The 17,367-nt window shown below is 33.2% G+C and carries 15 protein-coding genes; 2 read left to right on the forward strand and 13 right to left on the reverse strand.

Translation table 11 applies throughout. The features are described from left to right. Positions 1-32: 32 nt before the first annotated feature. The 9 genes from ACM55I_RS10320 to recR form a co-directional block, all read right to left on the reverse strand. Entirely contained in the window at positions 33-983 is a 951-nt protein-coding gene (locus ACM55I_RS10320) for a GDP-L-fucose synthase family protein (RefSeq protein WP_416846692.1), read from the reverse strand. An 8-nt stretch (positions 984-991) separates the two neighbouring features. Further along, on the reverse strand, positions 992-1,999 hold the full coding sequence (locus tag ACM55I_RS10325; RefSeq protein ID WP_416846693.1) for a mannose-1-phosphate guanylyltransferase: 1,008 nt from the start codon (positions 1,997-1,999) through the stop codon (positions 992-994). 50 nt (positions 2,000-2,049) lie between these two features. Then, positions 2,050-3,333, reverse strand: coding sequence for a nucleotide sugar dehydrogenase (locus ACM55I_RS10330; protein WP_416846694.1), 1,284 nt, complete (start codon positions 3,331-3,333; stop codon positions 2,050-2,052). A 528-nt stretch (positions 3,334-3,861) separates the two neighbouring features. Next, complete coding sequence (locus ACM55I_RS10335) at positions 3,862-4,326, reverse strand: UpxY family transcription antiterminator (RefSeq protein WP_416846695.1); 465 nt, start codon at positions 4,324-4,326, stop codon at positions 3,862-3,864. Positions 4,327-4,457: 131 nt separating this feature from the next. Then, positions 4,458-5,849: a UDP-glucose 6-dehydrogenase gene (locus tag ACM55I_RS10340; protein WP_416846696.1), complete on the reverse strand. Its 1,392-nt coding sequence runs from the start codon at positions 5,847-5,849 to the stop codon at positions 4,458-4,460. Positions 5,850-5,905: 56 nt separating this feature from the next. Continuing rightward, the gene (locus tag ACM55I_RS10345; protein ID WP_416846697.1) at positions 5,906-6,889 is read right to left on the reverse strand and encodes an SDR family oxidoreductase; all 984 of its coding nucleotides are present in this window, start codon (positions 6,887-6,889) and stop codon (positions 5,906-5,908) included. Positions 6,890-6,917: 28 nt separating this feature from the next. After that, positions 6,918-9,377 carry a polysaccharide biosynthesis tyrosine autokinase gene (locus ACM55I_RS10350; RefSeq protein WP_416846698.1) on the reverse strand — a complete coding sequence of 820 codons (2,460 nt, stop codon included), beginning with the start codon at positions 9,375-9,377 and terminating at the stop codon, positions 6,918-6,920. 15 nt (positions 9,378-9,392) lie between these two features. Next, complete coding sequence (locus ACM55I_RS10355; RefSeq protein WP_416846699.1) at positions 9,393-10,184, reverse strand: polysaccharide biosynthesis/export family protein; 792 nt, start codon at positions 10,182-10,184, stop codon at positions 9,393-9,395. 71 nt (positions 10,185-10,255) lie between these two features. Continuing rightward, entirely contained in the window at positions 10,256-10,876 is a 621-nt protein-coding gene (gene recR, locus ACM55I_RS10360; protein WP_416846707.1) for a recombination mediator RecR, read from the reverse strand. Positions 10,877-10,976: 100 nt separating this feature from the next. Here recR and ACM55I_RS10365 point away from each other — a divergent pair, with 100 nt between their 5' ends. Beyond that, complete coding sequence (locus ACM55I_RS10365) at positions 10,977-12,485, forward strand: sodium:solute symporter (RefSeq protein WP_416846700.1); 1,509 nt, start codon at positions 10,977-10,979, stop codon at positions 12,483-12,485. Positions 12,486-12,637: 152 nt separating this feature from the next. On the opposite strand, the gene ACM55I_RS10370 is transcribed toward ACM55I_RS10365, so the two are convergent. Beyond that, on the reverse strand, positions 12,638-13,003 hold the full coding sequence (locus ACM55I_RS10370; protein ID WP_416836523.1) for a CoA-binding protein: 366 nt from the start codon (positions 13,001-13,003) through the stop codon (positions 12,638-12,640). 157 nt (positions 13,004-13,160) lie between these two features. Between ACM55I_RS10370 and ACM55I_RS10375 the strand changes: the two genes are divergently transcribed. Next, a complete protein-coding gene (locus ACM55I_RS10375) occupies positions 13,161-13,790 on the forward strand; it encodes a MarC family NAAT transporter (protein ID WP_416846702.1) in 630 nt (209 codons plus the stop codon). Between the two features lie 54 nt (positions 13,791-13,844). Here the strand turns inward: ACM55I_RS10375 and ctlX are convergent, their stop codons facing one another. From ctlX to ACM55I_RS10390, 3 genes are all read right to left on the reverse strand, one after another. Further along, positions 13,845-14,780 (reverse strand): citrulline utilization hydrolase CtlX, encoded by a 936-nt coding sequence (ctlX, locus tag ACM55I_RS10380; RefSeq protein WP_416846703.1) that lies wholly within the window; start codon positions 14,778-14,780, stop codon positions 13,845-13,847. Between the two features lie 55 nt (positions 14,781-14,835). After that, complete coding sequence (locus ACM55I_RS10385) at positions 14,836-15,750, reverse strand: dimethylarginine dimethylaminohydrolase family protein (protein ID WP_416846704.1); 915 nt, start codon at positions 15,748-15,750, stop codon at positions 14,836-14,838. A 65-nt stretch (positions 15,751-15,815) separates the two neighbouring features. Continuing rightward, positions 15,816-17,099, reverse strand: coding sequence for a citrate synthase (locus ACM55I_RS10390; RefSeq protein ID WP_416846705.1), 1,284 nt, complete (start codon positions 17,097-17,099; stop codon positions 15,816-15,818). Positions 17,100-17,367 lie beyond the last annotated feature (268 nt).

A 17,367-nucleotide genomic window follows, 5' to 3' on the forward strand; every position in this document is an offset into this window, starting at 1 on the left:
TTGTTTAATAATCGAGTCCTTCTGTACTCAATTTATAGTTTTATTTTTTTTACGTTTTCAATATTTTCCAAAAACCAGTCATAGGTTTTCTGGATTCCTTCTTCCAATTGCACTTGGTGTTTCCAACCCAATGCATGCATTTTGGATATATCCATCAATTTTCTTGGTGTACCGTCAGGTTTGGTAGCATCCCAAATGATACCGCCTTGATGTCCCGTTATCTTTTGAATCGTTTCAGCCAAATGCTTGATGGTCAAATCTTCTCCTGTCCCCACATTATACAAATAATCTGGCAGTCTATTTTCTAAAGCAAACACTACCGATTGAGCCATGTCATCTACAAAAAGAAATTCTCTCATAGGTGTACCACTACCCCAAAGCATAACTGGAGCATTATTATTTTCCTTTGCCTCGTGAAACTTACGAATCATAGCTGGCAAAACATGTGAAGTATTCAAATCAAAATTATCATGGGTACCATATAAATTGGTTGGCATCAGACTCACATAATCTTTTCCAAATTGTTTTCGGATGGCCTGACACGCTTTCACTCCGGTAATTTTGGCAATAGCATACCATTCATTGGTGGGTTCTAAGGTATCCGTAAGCAGATATTCTTCTTTTAGCGGTTGTGGAGCCAATTTGGGATAGATGCAAGAACTTCCCAGAAAAATAAATTTTTCTACACCTGTCTGTAAGGCAGTATCGACTAAATTATTTTGGATTTGCATATTCTCCATAATAAATTGATACGGAAAATCATTGTTAGCTAATATACCACCCACTTTTGCAGCTGCATCAATAATGACTTCAGGTTTTTCTTTAGCCATAAAATCTTTGACAGCTTGTTGGTTCCTTAGATCCAATTCGGTACTGGAGGCCCCAATCAAATTGGAATACCCTTTCGCAGATAACGCTCTCCAAATGGCACTTCCTACCATACCATTATGTCCCGCTATGTAAATTTTAGTCGCTTTGTCCATATTTTTATTTAATTTAACAAATCTGGATTTTCTCTTTCTAGCTCATTATATATATTTTTGACGTCTTGGGAACTATCTTTATGCAAAATTAAATTAGCCGTATCAGTATAAACAAAAATGGTATTTTTTAATCCTACAAAAGCGGTATAATTATTAGTCCCAATCACCATATTGCCATTTTTATCAACAGGATGCCCCATAGAAACTAAATAATCATAAACGGATTCAAAAGAACCTAAATCAGACCAAATGAATGTGGAGGGTACAACCTTTATTTTTTTACTTCTTTCCATAACAGCATAATCAATACTGATAGAGGGGATTTCAAGTGACAACTCTAAATCTAAATTTCCATTGGTATTATTCTCCCAAGCAATTTTAGATTTTTCATATACCTCAGGTTTAAATGATTTTAATTCTTCCAGAAAGACGCCAGCTTTAAAACAAAACATCCCACTGTTCCAAAGAAAATTTCCTTTGGCAATAAAATCTTTCGCCGTAACTTGGTTGGGCTTTTCTCTAAAAGAAATCACATCATCACCTTTGCGTTCAATATATCCATATCCAATTTCTGGCTTCGTGGGAACAATTCCAAAAGTGACAATATACCCCTTTGAAGCTTTATCAACAGCTTCTTGAATAGCCAAATCATAATTTTTCATTTCATCAATAATATGGTCGGATGGCGTTACAATTAAAATATCATCCGGATCAGAAGCAAAAGCAGCAAAAGCAATTGCAGCAGCAGTATTTCTTGGAGTTGATTCAATGATGTCTACGTAGGGAGTATTCGATTTCTCCATCACTTTCCTGCTGAGATGGCAATTATCAATATTACCCACTACCATGATTCTATCTGCTACATTACGGTTGCGTTCCACAGTCATCTCAAACAACGATTTCCCATCAAACAAATCAAGGTATTGTTTGGGTTGGCTTTTTCTGGATAAAGGCCATAACCTACTCCCAACTCCACCGGTAAGAATGACATGCGTAATTGAATGCTTTTTTTCCATACTTTACTTTTAAATCTCTGCTATATCTGCTTTCTTTAATTCTATACTATTTATAATCTCCCATCAACTGCATTTCCTAAAACACCTTTTACATCATATAATAAGCTAATGTTATTTTGCAATTTTGAAATATCAATAGTCAGAAATTGATGGTGTGCAACACCTAAAACTACGGCATCAAATTTTTGATTGGGTAATACATTGGTGGTTACTAAATCATATTCCTTTTTCACCTCAATAGGATTGGCTAAAGGATCATATACCGTTACGGTAATTCCATAATCTGACAGAGCAGCAATGACATCAACAATTTTTGTATTGCGTACATCAGGACAGTTTTCTTTGAAAGTAATTCCAAGCATTAAGAGCGTTGCTCCATTAACCGAAATTCCCTTTTTAATCATCAGCTTTACAATTTGAGAAGCTACATAATCACCCATACTATCATTCAATCGCCGCCCGGCTAAGATGATTTCAGGATGGTATCCAAATTCTTGAGCCCGTTGTGCTAAATAATAGGGATCAACACCGATACAATGTCCTCCAACTAATCCTGGTTTAAAAGGCAGAAAATTCCATTTGGTTTTAGCAGCTTCTAAAACAGCCTGGGTATCAATATTCATTAAATTAAATATTTTAGCCAGTTCGTTCACAAAAGCAATATTGATGTCCCGTTGAGAATTTTCTATTACTTTAGCGGCTTCAGCCACTTTAATAGAAGGGGCTAAATGTGTCCCTGCTGTTATAACAGACTGATACAACGCATTCACACGTTGCCCTATTTCAGGAGTAGATCCTGAAGTAATTTTTAATATTTTCTCTACAGTATGTTCTTTATCGCCGGGATTAATTCGTTCAGGAGAATATCCCGCAAAAAAATCAACGTTAAATTGCAATCCCGAAACTCTTTCTAATACAGGTACACATTCCTCTTCAGTAACACCTGGGTATACCGTAGATTCATAAATAACAATATCTCCCTTTTTTAAAACGGATCCAACCGCTTCACTGGATCTATATAAAGGAGTTAAATCTGGACGATTGTTTTTATCCACCGGAGTGGGAACAGTTACAATATAATAATTACAAGCTGCAATATCTTCTATAACCGTAGAGCAATATAAACCTATAGCATCACTGCTTTCTTGAAGAAGTACTTTTTGCAATACAGCATCAGAAACTTCAAAAGTAGTATCGGTACCCGATTGTAATGACGCAACTCTGGATGCATTGATATCAAAACCAACAACAGCATATTTTGTTGCAAATAACCGCGCTAATGGTAACCCTACATACCCTAGACCAATTACTGCTATTTTTATATTTGAACTCATTTATTAAAAAATTTAATTCGCTAATGTTAACTTTAATGCACCGCTTCGCGTTTCAAACTCACAGAAATGAGTTGAAATCGAAATATTTTTTTGTGTGCAAATATAGACATATAGACCAGTACTTTTATTGTGCTTTAATATTTGAATGTTGTAAAATTATTATTTTCACACAACACAAAAACATAACACACTATAAATCAACATGTAATTAAAATAAATAAAACATAATTTTAGGTAACATATAGTTAAAAAAAGATGTTATTAAATAATTTGACTAATAGAAACTGGGTTTTAAAATCCAATTAAAGGTGCTTTAATGAATAATACTATTACTTAGAGCACTTTATTATAAAATTACAGTGATTCTTCAAAAACTGACCCTCTCAAATTTACAATCCCTCTTAAACAAATCTATTGTTTGTAATTTGAATTATTAGATGTAATTATTCAAAAAAAATAAAACAGAATTGATTCGAAAAAAGGCATAAAAAATACACTTCTTAGTATTAAAGATAACTGAACTTCTTTCTACTTGAATTTCATTTTCAAAACACACCCTAATGATTCCAAAACTAGAATATAGTGAGTGTTATTTACCTCTTGAACTATTGCAGTTTGAGTTGAAAATGGCCCTGAATCCAGTTCAATTTTATCACCAACTTGAAATGGAACCAAAGAAACTTCACAAGTATCAGAACCATCAAGTCCTTTTTTAATAATATTGATTTCTTCATCTCGCACTATTGCCGGTTTTCCTAACCAAAATAAATAGCGTAGGGCTCCTGCTGATTGAAACACTAAATTCCTGTCGACTTCTGGCAATTGAACGAAAACATAAGAATTAAAAAGGGGCACTTCTATCTTCTTTTTTCTATCAGACCATTGGCGGACTTGTGTAATCAAAGGGCAATAGCATTCTATTCCAATCTTTTTCAATTGTTCCGCTACTTTCTTTTCCCATTTAGGTTTTGTATAGACCACATACCAATTCATCTTGCATTTGTATTGAAATAAAAATATAACCTTTATTTATTTGTATTTTATTTTAAGCCTCATTTATAAAAAACAATTAGTAAAATCAGCACATTCTTAATGACGTTGCTAAACTCTAATTGCATCATAATTTATGAACCAATCGCCTGATAAACAAAACCAATCGCCTCTAAAGCTGCACCATCAAGTATGTTTCTTCCATCAAAGACAAATGCTGGTTTTTGCATAGAGTCATATATCTGTTGCCAGTCATACTGTACAAACTCATCCCATTCAGTAAGTACCGCTACTGCATGTGCTCCGGTACAGGCTTCATAAGGACTGTCAAACGAAAGGATACTTGTTGCATTAGTTGAAGCTGCTCTAGTTTCTAAATAATCCAAGTCAGAGAGAATTTTTTTTCTGGATACTTTTGGATCATAAACCGCAATTTTTGCATGTTCATTTATCAAATCATCTGCAACATAAATGGCTGCTGATTCTCTGGTATCGTTAGTATCTTTTTTGAAAGCCCAACCCAGAAAGGTTATTTTTTTATCAGAAACCGTATTGTAAAGTGTTTGGACTATATTATTGGAGAAACGTCTTTTTTGATGATCATTCATTATAATTACTTGCTCCCAATAATCAGCCACTTCATTCAATCCATACGATTTTGCAATGTAAACTAAGTTCAATATATCTTTTTGGAAACAAGAACCACCAAATCCAACAGATGCTTTCAAGAATTTTGACCCTATCCTACTATCCATGCCTATGGCTCTGGCAACTTCATTCACATCGGCACCAGTTTTTTCACAAAGTTCTGACATAGCATTAATCGAAGAAATTCGTTGCGCTAAAAAGGCATTAGCAGTCAATTTTGATAATTCTGATGACCATACATTAGTTGTTAATATTTTATCTGCAGGAACCCAATTCGAATAAACATCAACAAGTGCTTGTATCGCTTTTTGACCTTCTGCTGAAGAATCTCCACCAATTAGTATTCTATCTGGATTCAATAAATCTTGAACAGCAGTTCCCTCAGCCAAAAACTCAGGGTTGGAAAGAATTTGAAACTGAACGCCATTACCGGTATTATCAAGAATACTCTTGATCGCTTCAGCTGTTCTTACCGGAAGTGTTGATTTCTCAACAACTATTTTATTGTCTTTCGATATTCTGGCTATTTGTCTTGCACACAACTCTATATATTTCAAATCAGCAGCCATCCCTTTCCCTTTTCCATAAGTTTTAGTAGGGGTATTTACGGATATAAAGATGATTTGAGCTTCGTCAATTGCTTTTTCAACATCAGTAGAAAAATATAGATTTCTACCTCTGGCTTCTGCAACGATTTTATCTAATCCAGGTTCATAAATGGGAATATTGTCTATATTTTCATCATTCCAAGCTGCTATACGTTCTTCGTTCAAATCGACTACCGTAACTTGAATTTGCGGACATTTTTGAGCGATAACAGCCATTGTAGGCCCACCAACATATCCTGCTCCGATGCAACAAATTTTTGTAATTTTCATTTTATAAATTTTTCAATTTGTAATATATTTTATGGATTTAATTTTCCTGAAAATATTTATTTAAGATTATCCCAATACCAGCTAACTGCTTCTTTTAAGCCTTCCTGCATAGAATAGTGTGGATTATACCCTAATAATGCTTTGGCCTTATCAATACTTGCCAAAGAATGTGGAATATCTCCAACTCTATTTGGCCCATATTCTATTGCAACAGAAGCTATTCTTTGATCATATACAGATAAAAATTCCCTTAAATAATCAACTAAGTTGTTTAACGTATTTCTATCACCATAAGCAGTATTATAAACGGTATTTATCGCATCTGGATTTTTTGTAAGCATAGCTAACTCATTCATTTGAATCACATTATCAATATAAGTAAAATCACGAGAAAAGTTCCCATCACCATTTATTTTTGGACTTTCCAATTGCATGAGTTGCATTACAAATTTTGGAATAACAGCAGCATAAGCCCCGTTAGGATCTTGTTTCCGACCAAAAACATTAAAATAACGCAATCCAATTGTTTCTAAACCATAGGTTCTGCTGAATATTTCTGCATACAATTCGTTAACATACTTTGTTATCGCATAAGGAGAGAGCGGTTTCCCAATCACCTCTTCAACTTTTGGCAACCCTACAGAATCTCCATAAGTGGAAGAACTTGCAGCATAAATAAATCGTTTTACCTTGGCGTCACGAGAAGCCACAAGCATATTTAAAAATCCAGAAACATTGACATCATTAGTGGTAACTGGATCTATAATAGAGCGCGGCACAGAGCCTAAAGCTGCCTGATGTAAAACATAATCTACTCCTTTTACCGCATTTTGACAATCAGTTGCATTGCGAATGTCTCCCTCTATTAAACTAAAGTTAACATTATTAATAAAGTCTTTTAAATTATGTCTGTATCCAGTCGCAAAATTATCAAAACAAACAACTTCATGTCCTTTAGATAAAAAATATTCACAAAGATTAGATCCTATAAATCCTGCTCCTCCGGTAATTAATATAGTGTTTTTTGCTTCTTCTCCCATCTTTACTTAATTTAGAAAAAAACCGTTTTTATGTCGTTTTTTTACGAAATTTATTTAATACTTTTTCTAATATAGATTTTGGTTTATCCTCTTCATGATAGCCATTTGAATACGTTCCATAGCCATAACCGTAACCATAACCGTAACCCGCACCGTATTTAGCTTTATTCTCAAAACCATTTAAAATAATACTGGTATTATTTAACTCCCCACGTTTAACTCTGTTGTTTAATAATGTAATCATTTCTTTTTTAGTAAAATTCTGTCTTACTATATATAAGGTAACATCACAATATTGAGCTAATTCTAACGCATCCGATACTAAACCAACTGGAGGTGTATCTAATATAATATAATCGTATTTTTTCTTTAATTCTTCGATTAATTCTTTCATACCTTCACTCATAATCATTTCAGCAGGATTAGGAGGAACTGGCCCCGAAAGAATAACATCCAGATAGGGCACATTGGTATGATTTATGATTTCATCAACTGTTTTTTGCTTAATTAGATAATTCACAATCCCCACCTCATTGGATAAATTAAACTCAGTAGCTAATTTCGGTTTTCTTAAATCAAGACCAATAACTACCGTTTTTTTCTCGCTAAGAGCAAATACTGTAGCAATATTTATAGAACAAAATGTTTTTCCCTCACCACTTACCGATGATGTTATCATAAGCGTCTTAGCTCCATCTACATGTTGCTGTTTGTATAAAAACTGTAGCGAGGAGCGAATAGCCCTAAAAGATTCAGACAAAGCTGATTTAGGTTTATCATATACTGCTAAATTAGTATTCTCTTTATTTACCCCAATGACACCTATTAAAGGAATTTGCGTTGACTTACTTATATCCTCGGTGTTTTGAATGGAATTATTGACAAAGAAAATAGCAAATACAAAAAGTAACGGAAATAATATTCCCAGAAATAATGCCAATACATAATTAACAGATGTTTTTGGACCAACAAGACCTCCTCCAACATCTTTTGCCGGATCTATAAAATGAATATCCGATAAATTTGCGGCTTTAACAATATCAGCTTCACTTCTTTTTTGAAGAAATGTGCTGTAAATATTATCACTTAAATCGTATTTTCTTTTAATCTTGATAAGTTCTTGCTGATCTTCAGGAAGTTTTTTGATCGTACTTTCCGTTTCATTAATTTTACTGCTTACTATAGCTAAATCATACTGCAAAGAAGCTTTGGCTGTAGCAATATTTTCTAGTAAAACATTTTTTATCGCCTCCATTTGATTATCAAAATCCTTAAATATTTTATCGCTCTTCACAGCATAAGCCATTTCAGACCTTTGCGTAGACAATGCAATCAATCTTGAAACATTTGCGATAATATTTGGATCTTCAATTCCTGCTACTGAAGGAGCTGGAAGTTTAGAATAATCAACGCTATTTTTCAGGTATGACTTTAACGAATTATAGTATGCCATTTTACGTGTTACTTCATCTTTCGTAACATCAAATTCTAGAATTTTTTCCGAAAACTTAGCTCCACCATCTTCAACATCATACATGTTTTTATCTTTTCTAAAAGATTTCAACTCGTTTCCAGTTTCTTTTAGTTGAGATTCCATAGCAATCAATGTGCTATCAATAAAAGCTATTGTATTAGTTGCAAACTGATTCTTACTGTCTAATTGTCTTTTTATAAGCATCTTAACAGTCGCATTTAAATACTCAACCATTCTTGCCTTATTGGTCCCTTGCATTCCCAAAGTAATTATAGAACCTCCTTTATCATCTGACTTAATGTTTATGCCTTTATACGAAGACACTGTTCCGTTAAAATCATTAAATTGTACAAAATATTCTTTCCCCTTATAAAAACCAGGGTTATCATTTATTTGTAATTTCCAATTCAAAAAAGGCAACGTTACTTGTTCCCCTACCTTATATTTTTTCACAAAATCACCTGTTTCAACTGCAGTATTACTGTATGAATTATTAGAATAGGTTATTAACGAAACGTTTTTATTTTCAAATGGAATTCTGACTTCATATACATTTTCACTCAAAAATTTAATTCCAATAAGGTTTCCTGCTAATTGACCTTTTGATTTATCAATATTTACATAGAAAGGAACGGCACCATACGCATCTTCCATATTGTATTTACCCTGAACTAAGTAACTAATATAATACTGTAGTTTATCCACAACCAACTCATTATGAGATCTGGATTGTAATGTGGTTGAGATAGTTTGAACCTGATCCGAAGTTCCACCCCAATTAAAAACTAAACTGGTATTGGATGTAAAAAGAGGATTACTTTCTTCCTTTACTGCAATAAGCGTTTCCATACCGTAAATTTTTTCTTTACGAATATTCACTTGGTAGGCAATTGTAAAAGTAATCAGTAAACTCAGCAAAAACCATTTCCAATAACTTCCGATTTTTATTAAGAATCCCTTGAAGTCAAAACTGACTTGATTTTCAAAAATCGAAAAATCTTTTATATCTAACATTTTTTGAACTCTGTTTTATTTTTTTAATAGTAAAAAGGTAGTCGTAGCCAATGATAACAGTGTAATAATTGTGCCTAACGATTCTATCCCTGTTTTTCCAGTTCCCCAAGTTTTCTGCTTGAGTGGTTTTACATAAATATAATCATTCGGTTGTAAATAATAATATGGTGATTTCATCACATTTATATCGGTAAGATCTAAATCCTGCATTTGAACACCTGTGGGCGTTTTTCTCATGATAGTAACTGCTTTTCTATTACCGGTAATAGTAATATCCCCAGAATTTGCAATAGCTTCCATAATAGTTACGTTATCTTGAAATAATGTTTTTGTACCAGGCCCACCAATTTCTCCATTGATAGTATAACGTAAACCTGCTAATTTAACGGTAACAAAAATATTCGCCTCTTTATTAAAATATTCCGCTAATAGTTGCTTTTCAATTCTAACTCTAATTTCATCCAGAGTATAACCAATAACATTTAATTCTCCTAAGACTGGAACTCTAATATTTCCATGATCATCAACGGTAAAACCATCAAAATACAATCCTGATTCTGATTTACCTCCAGTAGACCCGTCATTTGAAGGACTAAACATAGCTACCAATTTTGGATCTATTGCTTTTATGGTAATACTCAAAACATCATTAGTTTGCAACCTGTATGGTTTTGACTCTACAACAGCAATAGAAGCATCATCTTGTGAGTTATTCTTTTTTTGAAGATAGATTAAATCTTGAGTTGAAATACAAGAAGAAAACAACACACTAATAATTAGCAATAAATAGAGTCTGGGTTTTCTCATTTTCAATATTTTTAGCGACAAATATAGCTTTTCATTTACGATTTTAAAAGCCTGACTATTCATTAAATGGATTAATTATTTTTAAAAGACTTTTCAAAAGGAACTCTATGCAATATACTTCTACCTAAGGTTACTTCATCAGCATATTCCAGTTCATCGCCAACTGAAATTCCTCTTGCAATTGTTGAAATAACTATTTCACAATCGGCAATTTGTTTATAAATGTAAAAGTTAGTAGTATCTCCCTCCATTGTGGAGCTTAACGCAAAAATAATTTCGTTTACACTTCCTGATTTCACTTTTTCGACTAATGTAATAATATTTAACTGACTAGGGCCTACTCCATCAATAGGAGAAATTTTCCCTCCAAGAACATGGTAGATACCTCTGAATTGCCCAGTATTCTCAATAGCCATTACATCTCGAATATCTTCTACGATACAAATGATTTGATGATTTCTGCTTTTGTTAGCACAAATTTCACACAGAACACTATCCGATATATTATGACAACTATTACAATATTTAATATCCTCACGCATCGTTACCAAAGCTTGAGACAAAAAACCCGTTTGTTCTTTGGGTTGTTTCAATAAATGTAAGACTAGTCGCAACGCTGTACGTTTACCAATTCCTGGCAACTGAGACATTTCGTTAACTGCTTTCTCTATTAATTTTGAAGAAAATTCCATAAATGCAAAAGTAGTTAATTTGTCCCGAACGTTCAGGATAGATAATTTGAAAATATGACGATTATTTATGTAATTTGGCATAAATAATTCTTTATACAAAATGACTCCCAGCACCATTCTACTATTGATAATCGTTTATTTTGGTATTTTATTTTATATCTCGCATACTGTAAGCAAAAAAAACAGTGGAAACGATGCTTTTTTCAAAGCTAATAAAAATTCAAAATGGTATTTAGTTGCCTTTGGAATGATTGGAACAGCACTTTCAGGAGTGACTTTTATTTCAGTTCCGGGAGAAGTTGGTGCGCCAAGCGGAGAACAATTCAAGTATTTCCAGTTTGTATTAGGTAATGCCATTGGTTTTATCTTTATTGCAAAAGTACTATTACCCTTGTATTATCGAATGAATTTGACTTCGATTTATGGTTATATAGAACACCGACTAGGCATTTATTCTTATAAAACTGCCGCAACAATTTTCCTGATAAGCCGAACAATAGGTTCTTCTTTTCGATTGTATCTGGTTGTGATTGTTTTGCAACGCTATGTTTTTGATTTTTATGAAATTCCTTTTGCCGTTACGGTTTTGATTTCACTGACTTTGATATTTGCTTACACCTATCGTGGCGGTTTAAAAACAATTATCATAACTGACACGCTACAAACATTTTTCTTAGTTTCTTCTGTCTTTTTAACAATTTTCTTTATTTGCAGAAGCCTAAATCTCAATATTTTTCAAGCTTTTGAAGAAGTAAAAAATAGCAATTATTCTAAAGTATTTTTCTTTGAGGATTTTGTGTCGAGTAAGTTCCATTTTGTGAAACAAATCCTGGGAGGGATATTTGTAACCATTGCTATGGTAGGTTTAGATCAGGATTTAATGCAAAAAAACCTAAGTTGCAAAAACATTGGTGAAGCACAAAAAAACATGTTCACCTTTACGGGGATATTTGTACTGATCAATATCTTTTTCCTCAGTGTAGGTGCTTTGCTTTATATTTATGCCAATAAAAATGGAATTGAAGTACCAACGGATTTAGTTACTGGAAAACCCAGAACTGATTTACTTTTCCCCGAAATTGCTTTCCACCATTTGGCATTAATTCCTTCGATTGTTTTCTTGTTGGGATTGACAGCTGCAACATTTGCCACAACCGATTCGGCCTTAACAGCACTTACGACTTCTTTTTGTGTAGATTTTCTAGGTATGGATAAAGCCAAAAATTTAAATAAACCAAATGTAGTTAGAACAAGACATTTTGTTCATATTACCTTTTCGTTTTTGATGTTTCTGGTCATTATTTTCTTTAATGCTATCAATGATAGTTCCGTAGTAGGAATGATTTTTAGGGTTGCTTCCTATACATACGGTCCGCTTTTGGGATTATATTGTTTTGGATTGTTTGTAAAATCAAAGACTGTTAAAGACAAATTTGTTCCAATAATTTGTTTCTTATCACCTGCTGTAACTTTCCTAATTAGCGAAAATTCGAAAATGTTATTTTTTGGGTATGTTTTCGACAACGAACTGATTATCGTAAACGGACTAATCACTTTTATTGGATTGTTATTGATTAGCAAGAATGCTACTTCTGAAACGCGATTTTAGTTTTAGCCCATCCCGAAGTTTCGAGAGGCAGTGGCATCCTTTCCCGTCCTGAACTTGTTTCAGGATTCTGAAACAAGTTCAGGACGGGAAAGATATAGCGAACAGCTAGACACAAGCGAAGCGAACTGACGAAGTAAATAGCTCCTAAAAAACTAATATTGATTTGTTGCCAACATAACCAATGTACATCCTATCTCGACTTTGATATCATTTAATTTCAACAATTGATAGAACTCTGGATTTTCAGTACCTGGATTAAAAATAACACGTTTTGGCTGCGCCTCAACAATATAATTGTAATAATCACGCTGACGCAAAGGATTAAGATATAGTGTAACCGTATCGATATTTTTTAAAGGAATAGCCTTAGTCTGGATTTTTATTCCTGCTACTTCACCCGCATTTTGACCAATCGCAAGAACAGAATGCCCTTTATCAACCAATTTTTCAATTGCTAAAAAGGAATATCTAGCTGGTTTTGTTGACGCCCCAAGAACCAGCGTTTTTTTGTTTTTTATCATTTTCTGTAATTATATTTTGCAAAAGTAATCAAAAGGTCCATGAGTTTAGCAATTATTAGGTTTAGTTATAAAAGTAATCAAAACAATATCCTAACATTTACACCTTTCATAGCATGAAAAAAAGAGTATTTTTGCATCATTAAATTAGAAAAATATGGATCTTTTTATCTATCTCTTTGCTGCTCTTTTTTCGGTATTAAACCCTATAGGTACTGTTCCAATATTTGTGGGACTCACACAAAATGACACCAAACAGGAACGCTCCAGAATCTCCTTATGGACCGCAATTAATGTATTTGCCATTCTGATAATTTCTTTTTTTATAGGACAATATGTTTTGATTTTTTTTGGAATTAGCATTGACGCACTCAGAATAGCTGGGGGAATAATTATTGTTAGCTCTGGATTTTCATTGCTTTCAGGGAAATTCAATAAGAAAAGAGGGATTAACAAAAAGATAGAAACCGATGCTCAAAAAAGAAATGATATTGCCTTAACTCCTCTTGCGATTCCAATGCTTGCGGGCCCAGGATCTATTTCTTTACTTATTGCATTTTATCAAGAACACAACTCAACAAGTGATATTGTTATATCTTCGTTAGCCATTCTTGCTATAGCTGTTGCTATTTTTATTATTCTTAGAAGCGCACACTATTTAGCAAAAATACTCGGAGCATCAGGGATTGTTGCTATTTCGAGAATCATTGGTTTTATAGTAATAGCAATTGGTATTCAATATATTGTAAGTGCAATTATCAATATCATCAAAGGAAATCTAACCTAAAATAATTCAAGCCAACTCTGATAAGGTTCTTAATCTTATCAGAGTTGGTTTAAATTAATTTCTAGGCAAGAAAATCTCCGCCATCATACATCTGGCACTTCCTCCACCGCAAGCTTCTATAGTATCTAAACTTGAACTTAAAATTTCAGCGTGTTTTTCCAGTTGTTCAATTTGTTTTGGAGTTAAACTTTGATGTGCAGCTGCACTCATGACCAAATATCTTTTATCATTTGACCCTCGAACTTCAAGCATATTACCCGCAAAATTATTCACTTGAGCTTCAGTTATCAGAATGATTTCTTTTCCGTTTTCTTTTAGGTTATCCAAAACCATTTTGCGTTCTTTTTTATCATCAATACAATCAGAACAAATCACCGCAAAAGTTTCTCCCAAGCACATCATTACGTTCGTATGATAAATCAGCTTTCGCTCCGAATTTACAGTTTGAAAAGCCTCAAAAATTACCGGTGCATAATCAAAATCTTCACAAAATTCTATAAATAATTCCTCATCGGCTCTAGGTGATAAAGCGCAATAGGCTTTACTATTAGCTCTGTCTAGAAGTAAACTTCCAGTTCCTTCCAAGAAAAAACCATCTTCCTCAGCCGAAGTGTAATCCATTATATTATTAATTACAAATCCTTTATCTTCCAGAATATCTAAAATATCTTCCCGACGCTCCTGACGACGATTTTCAGCAAACATAGGATATAACGCAACATCGCCATTCTCATGAAAAGAAACCCAATTGTTTGGAAAAATGCTATCTGGAGTATCTGGATTTAAAGTATCATCAACAACAGTAACATCTACACCAACAGCTCTTAATTTGATAACAAAAGCATCAAATTCTTGTTGGGCTTTAGCATTTACCGTTGCTGGCAAAAGTCCGTCTAATACTTTTTGGTAATAATTGTTTACCGCTGTTTGTTCATTCATTCGAAACGTTACCGGACGAATCATCAATATGGAATTTGTTGTCTGTTTCATTTTTTTATTTTTTTATTTCGTAGAGACGTTGCAATGTAACATCTCTACATTCAAATTAGTCTCTTACTAAAGGTAATGTAGAACATCGTAATAATCCTTCTTGCTTTGCAATTTCAGCATATGGGATTTCTTCTACTATAAAACCATTGGCACGTAACCAATTGTTTAATCTGGTAAAGTTTTTTTCAGAAACTACAACATTAGTGTCTATTGAAAAAACATTAGAATTCATAGTATACATTTCGTCTCTTGTAATGTGAAACAAGTTTTCTTTTCCAAAAAGATTTACAAGAAATAGGTAATCTGCTTCTTCTCGGAATCCACTTTTGTAAATAATTCCTTTATCATTCCCAACAGGTTGAAAACAACAGTCTAAATGCAAGGCATTATCACGGGCTTCAATTTTTGACTTTACTAAATCAAATTCTTTGATAATTTTATTTGGAAATAACTCTTTGATATATTGAACTCCTTGTATGTTTGTTCTTGCGGTAATATAATCCTTGTAATCACTCCCCTTATAAGTTCCGATAAATATGTACTCCTTCCACAAAATTACATCTCCTCCTTCAATGTGCACTTCTTCTGGAGGGCGAACGACTTTTTTGGGATCAATTTGATCAATAACATATTGTATCGCATCTAATTCTCGTTCTCTATCAGGCAATATATTAGATTTAATAAAAATATCATCTATAACAAAACCAATATCTCTGGTAAAAATTTGATTGTAATTGGCTATCATTTCTGGACGAAAAACAGTCACATTATATTTTTCGAGCAATTTATTAAAGGTGTCCATTTCATTTACCATATCCTGCTCTAACGGATAAGTACCTGCTAAAATATGTTCTAATGATTTCGGATCATATGCTTCCTCTGGTCTTGGAGTTGGTCCGTTATTAATGGCAGAACCTAAAACTACAGTTCTTAATCTTGAAGTTTCATTCTTTATATTTAATTCTAGCATCTATTTTCAATTTTGGCAAATATAAAAAAAGCTTCACAAATTAGTGAAGCTTTTTGAATTGAAATTTATCTTTTCTCAGATGGTACAAAGTCTCTCAAAGGACTACCAGTATATACTTGTCTTGGTCTCCCAATAGGTTCTTTATTTTCTCGCATTTCTTTCCATTGTGCAATCCAACCCGGTAAACGACCTATAGCAAACATTACAGTAAACATATCAGTAGGAATTCCTAATGCTCTGTAAATAATTCCAGAATAGAAATCTACATTTGGATATAATTTTCTTGATACAAAATACTCGTCTACTAAAGCCGATTCTTCCAGTTTCTTAGCAATTGCAAGAATTGGATCTTCAACTCCTAAAGTTGCTAAAACTTCGTTAGCTGCTTTTTTAATAATTTTCGCTCTTGGATCGAAATTTTTATATACTCTGTGACCAAATCCCATCAAACGGAAAGGATCATTTTTATCTTTTGCTTTAGCTATGTATTTTTCAGCGTCACCACCATTTTTATGAATTTCTTCCAGCATTTCAAGTACTGCTTGATTAGCTCCACCATGTAATGGTCCCCAAAGTGCAGAAACTCCTGCAGATATTGAAGCAAATAATCCAGCATGAGAAGAACCTACCATTCTAACTGTTGATGTAGAACAATTTTGCTCATGATCCGCATGAAGAATAAACAATCGATCTAATGCATCGATAACTACTGGGCTTGCTTTATAAGGCTCTGTCGGCAATTCAAACATTAAACGCATGAAATTCTCCACATATCCTTTTGTATTATCATAATAGTTCAAAGGATAGCCCATGCTTTTTCTGTAAGTCCAAGTTGCAATTACCAAGAACTTACCCATGGTTTTGCAAACTGCTTCATACATCTCTTTTTCATTTTCAACATTCACTGACTTTGGATTAAATGCTGTCAAAGCACTTGTCAAAGCAGCTAAAACACCCATTGGATGAGCTGTTTTTGGGAAACCGTCAATGATGTTTTTCATTTCCTCGTTCACCAAAGTATATTTTCTAATATCATTTTCAAATTGCTCCAACTGAACTTTAGTTGGCAATTCTCCAAAAATTAAAAGATAAGAAACTTCTAAAAAACCTGCCTTTTCAGCTAAATCTTCTATTGAATATCCTCTATAACGCAAAATTCCAAGCTCTCCATCAAGGAAAGTAATTTCGCTTGTACAAGAGCCTGAATTTTTGTAACCCGGATCAATAGTTATTGCACCCGATAAATCACGTAATTTGTTAATATCGATAGCCACTTCATTTTCAGTTCCTAAAACGATAGGAAGTTCAAACTTTTTGCCATCTATTTCTAATGTTGCTGTTTTTGACATAATATATTTGGAAATAAAACTTTTAAAATAAATAATTTACCAAATCTAGGGAATTTCAAATTAATTAAAAAATGAATAAGACAATGAAATTGTTAAAACTGTCAAAAAAAAAGCCACTCACTTTATGTGAATGGCTTTTTCTTTAAAAAATATGTCCCGTCCTGAAATAGCGATACACAAAAAAGATCGTTATGGAAGAAAACATAAATTATGTAAAACGCACCCAACGCGATTACAGTATGTCTTTAAAGCTTCAAATTGTTAGAGA

The sequence above is a fragment of the Flavobacterium algoris genome (assembly GCF_048158525.1).
Lineage (GTDB): Bacteria > Bacteroidota > Bacteroidia > Flavobacteriales > Flavobacteriaceae > Flavobacterium > Flavobacterium algoris.

Excerpts from the sequence above, each read along its gene's own strand:
- ACM55I_RS10320 (WP_416846692.1), bottom strand. The coding sequence starts at position 983 with ATGGACAAAGCGACTAAAATTTACATAGCGGGACATAATGGTATGGTA.
- ACM55I_RS10325 (WP_416846693.1), bottom strand. The coding sequence starts at position 1,999 with ATGGAAAAAAAGCATTCAATTACGCATGTCATTCTTACCGGTGGAGTT.
- ACM55I_RS10330 (WP_416846694.1), bottom strand. The coding sequence starts at position 3,333 with ATGAGTTCAAATATAAAAATAGCAGTAATTGGTCTAGGGTATGTAGGG.
- ACM55I_RS10335 (WP_416846695.1), bottom strand. The coding sequence starts at position 4,326 with ATGAATTGGTATGTGGTCTATACAAAACCTAAATGGGAAAAGAAAGTA.
- ACM55I_RS10340 (WP_416846696.1), bottom strand. The coding sequence starts at position 5,849 with ATGAAAATTACAAAAATTTGTTGCATCGGAGCAGGATATGTTGGTGGG.
- ACM55I_RS10345 (WP_416846697.1), bottom strand. The coding sequence starts at position 6,889 with ATGGGAGAAGAAGCAAAAAACACTATATTAATTACCGGAGGAGCAGGA.
- ACM55I_RS10350 (WP_416846698.1), bottom strand. The coding sequence starts at position 9,377 with ATGTTAGATATAAAAGATTTTTCGATTTTTGAAAATCAAGTCAGTTTT.
- ACM55I_RS10355 (WP_416846699.1), bottom strand. The coding sequence starts at position 10,184 with ATGAGAAAACCCAGACTCTATTTATTGCTAATTATTAGTGTGTTGTTT.
- recR (WP_416846707.1), bottom strand. The coding sequence starts at position 10,876 with ATGGAATTTTCTTCAAAATTAATAGAGAAAGCAGTTAACGAAATGTCT.
- ACM55I_RS10365 (WP_416846700.1), top strand. The coding sequence starts at position 10,977 with ATGACTCCCAGCACCATTCTACTATTGATAATCGTTTATTTTGGTATT.
- ACM55I_RS10375 (WP_416846702.1), top strand. The coding sequence starts at position 13,161 with ATGGATCTTTTTATCTATCTCTTTGCTGCTCTTTTTTCGGTATTAAAC.
- ctlX (WP_416846703.1), bottom strand. The coding sequence starts at position 14,780 with ATGAAACAGACAACAAATTCCATATTGATGATTCGTCCGGTAACGTTT.
- ACM55I_RS10385 (WP_416846704.1), bottom strand. The coding sequence starts at position 15,750 with ATGCTAGAATTAAATATAAAGAATGAAACTTCAAGATTAAGAACTGTA.
- ACM55I_RS10390 (WP_416846705.1), bottom strand. The coding sequence starts at position 17,099 with ATGTCAAAAACAGCAACATTAGAAATAGATGGCAAAAAGTTTGAACTT.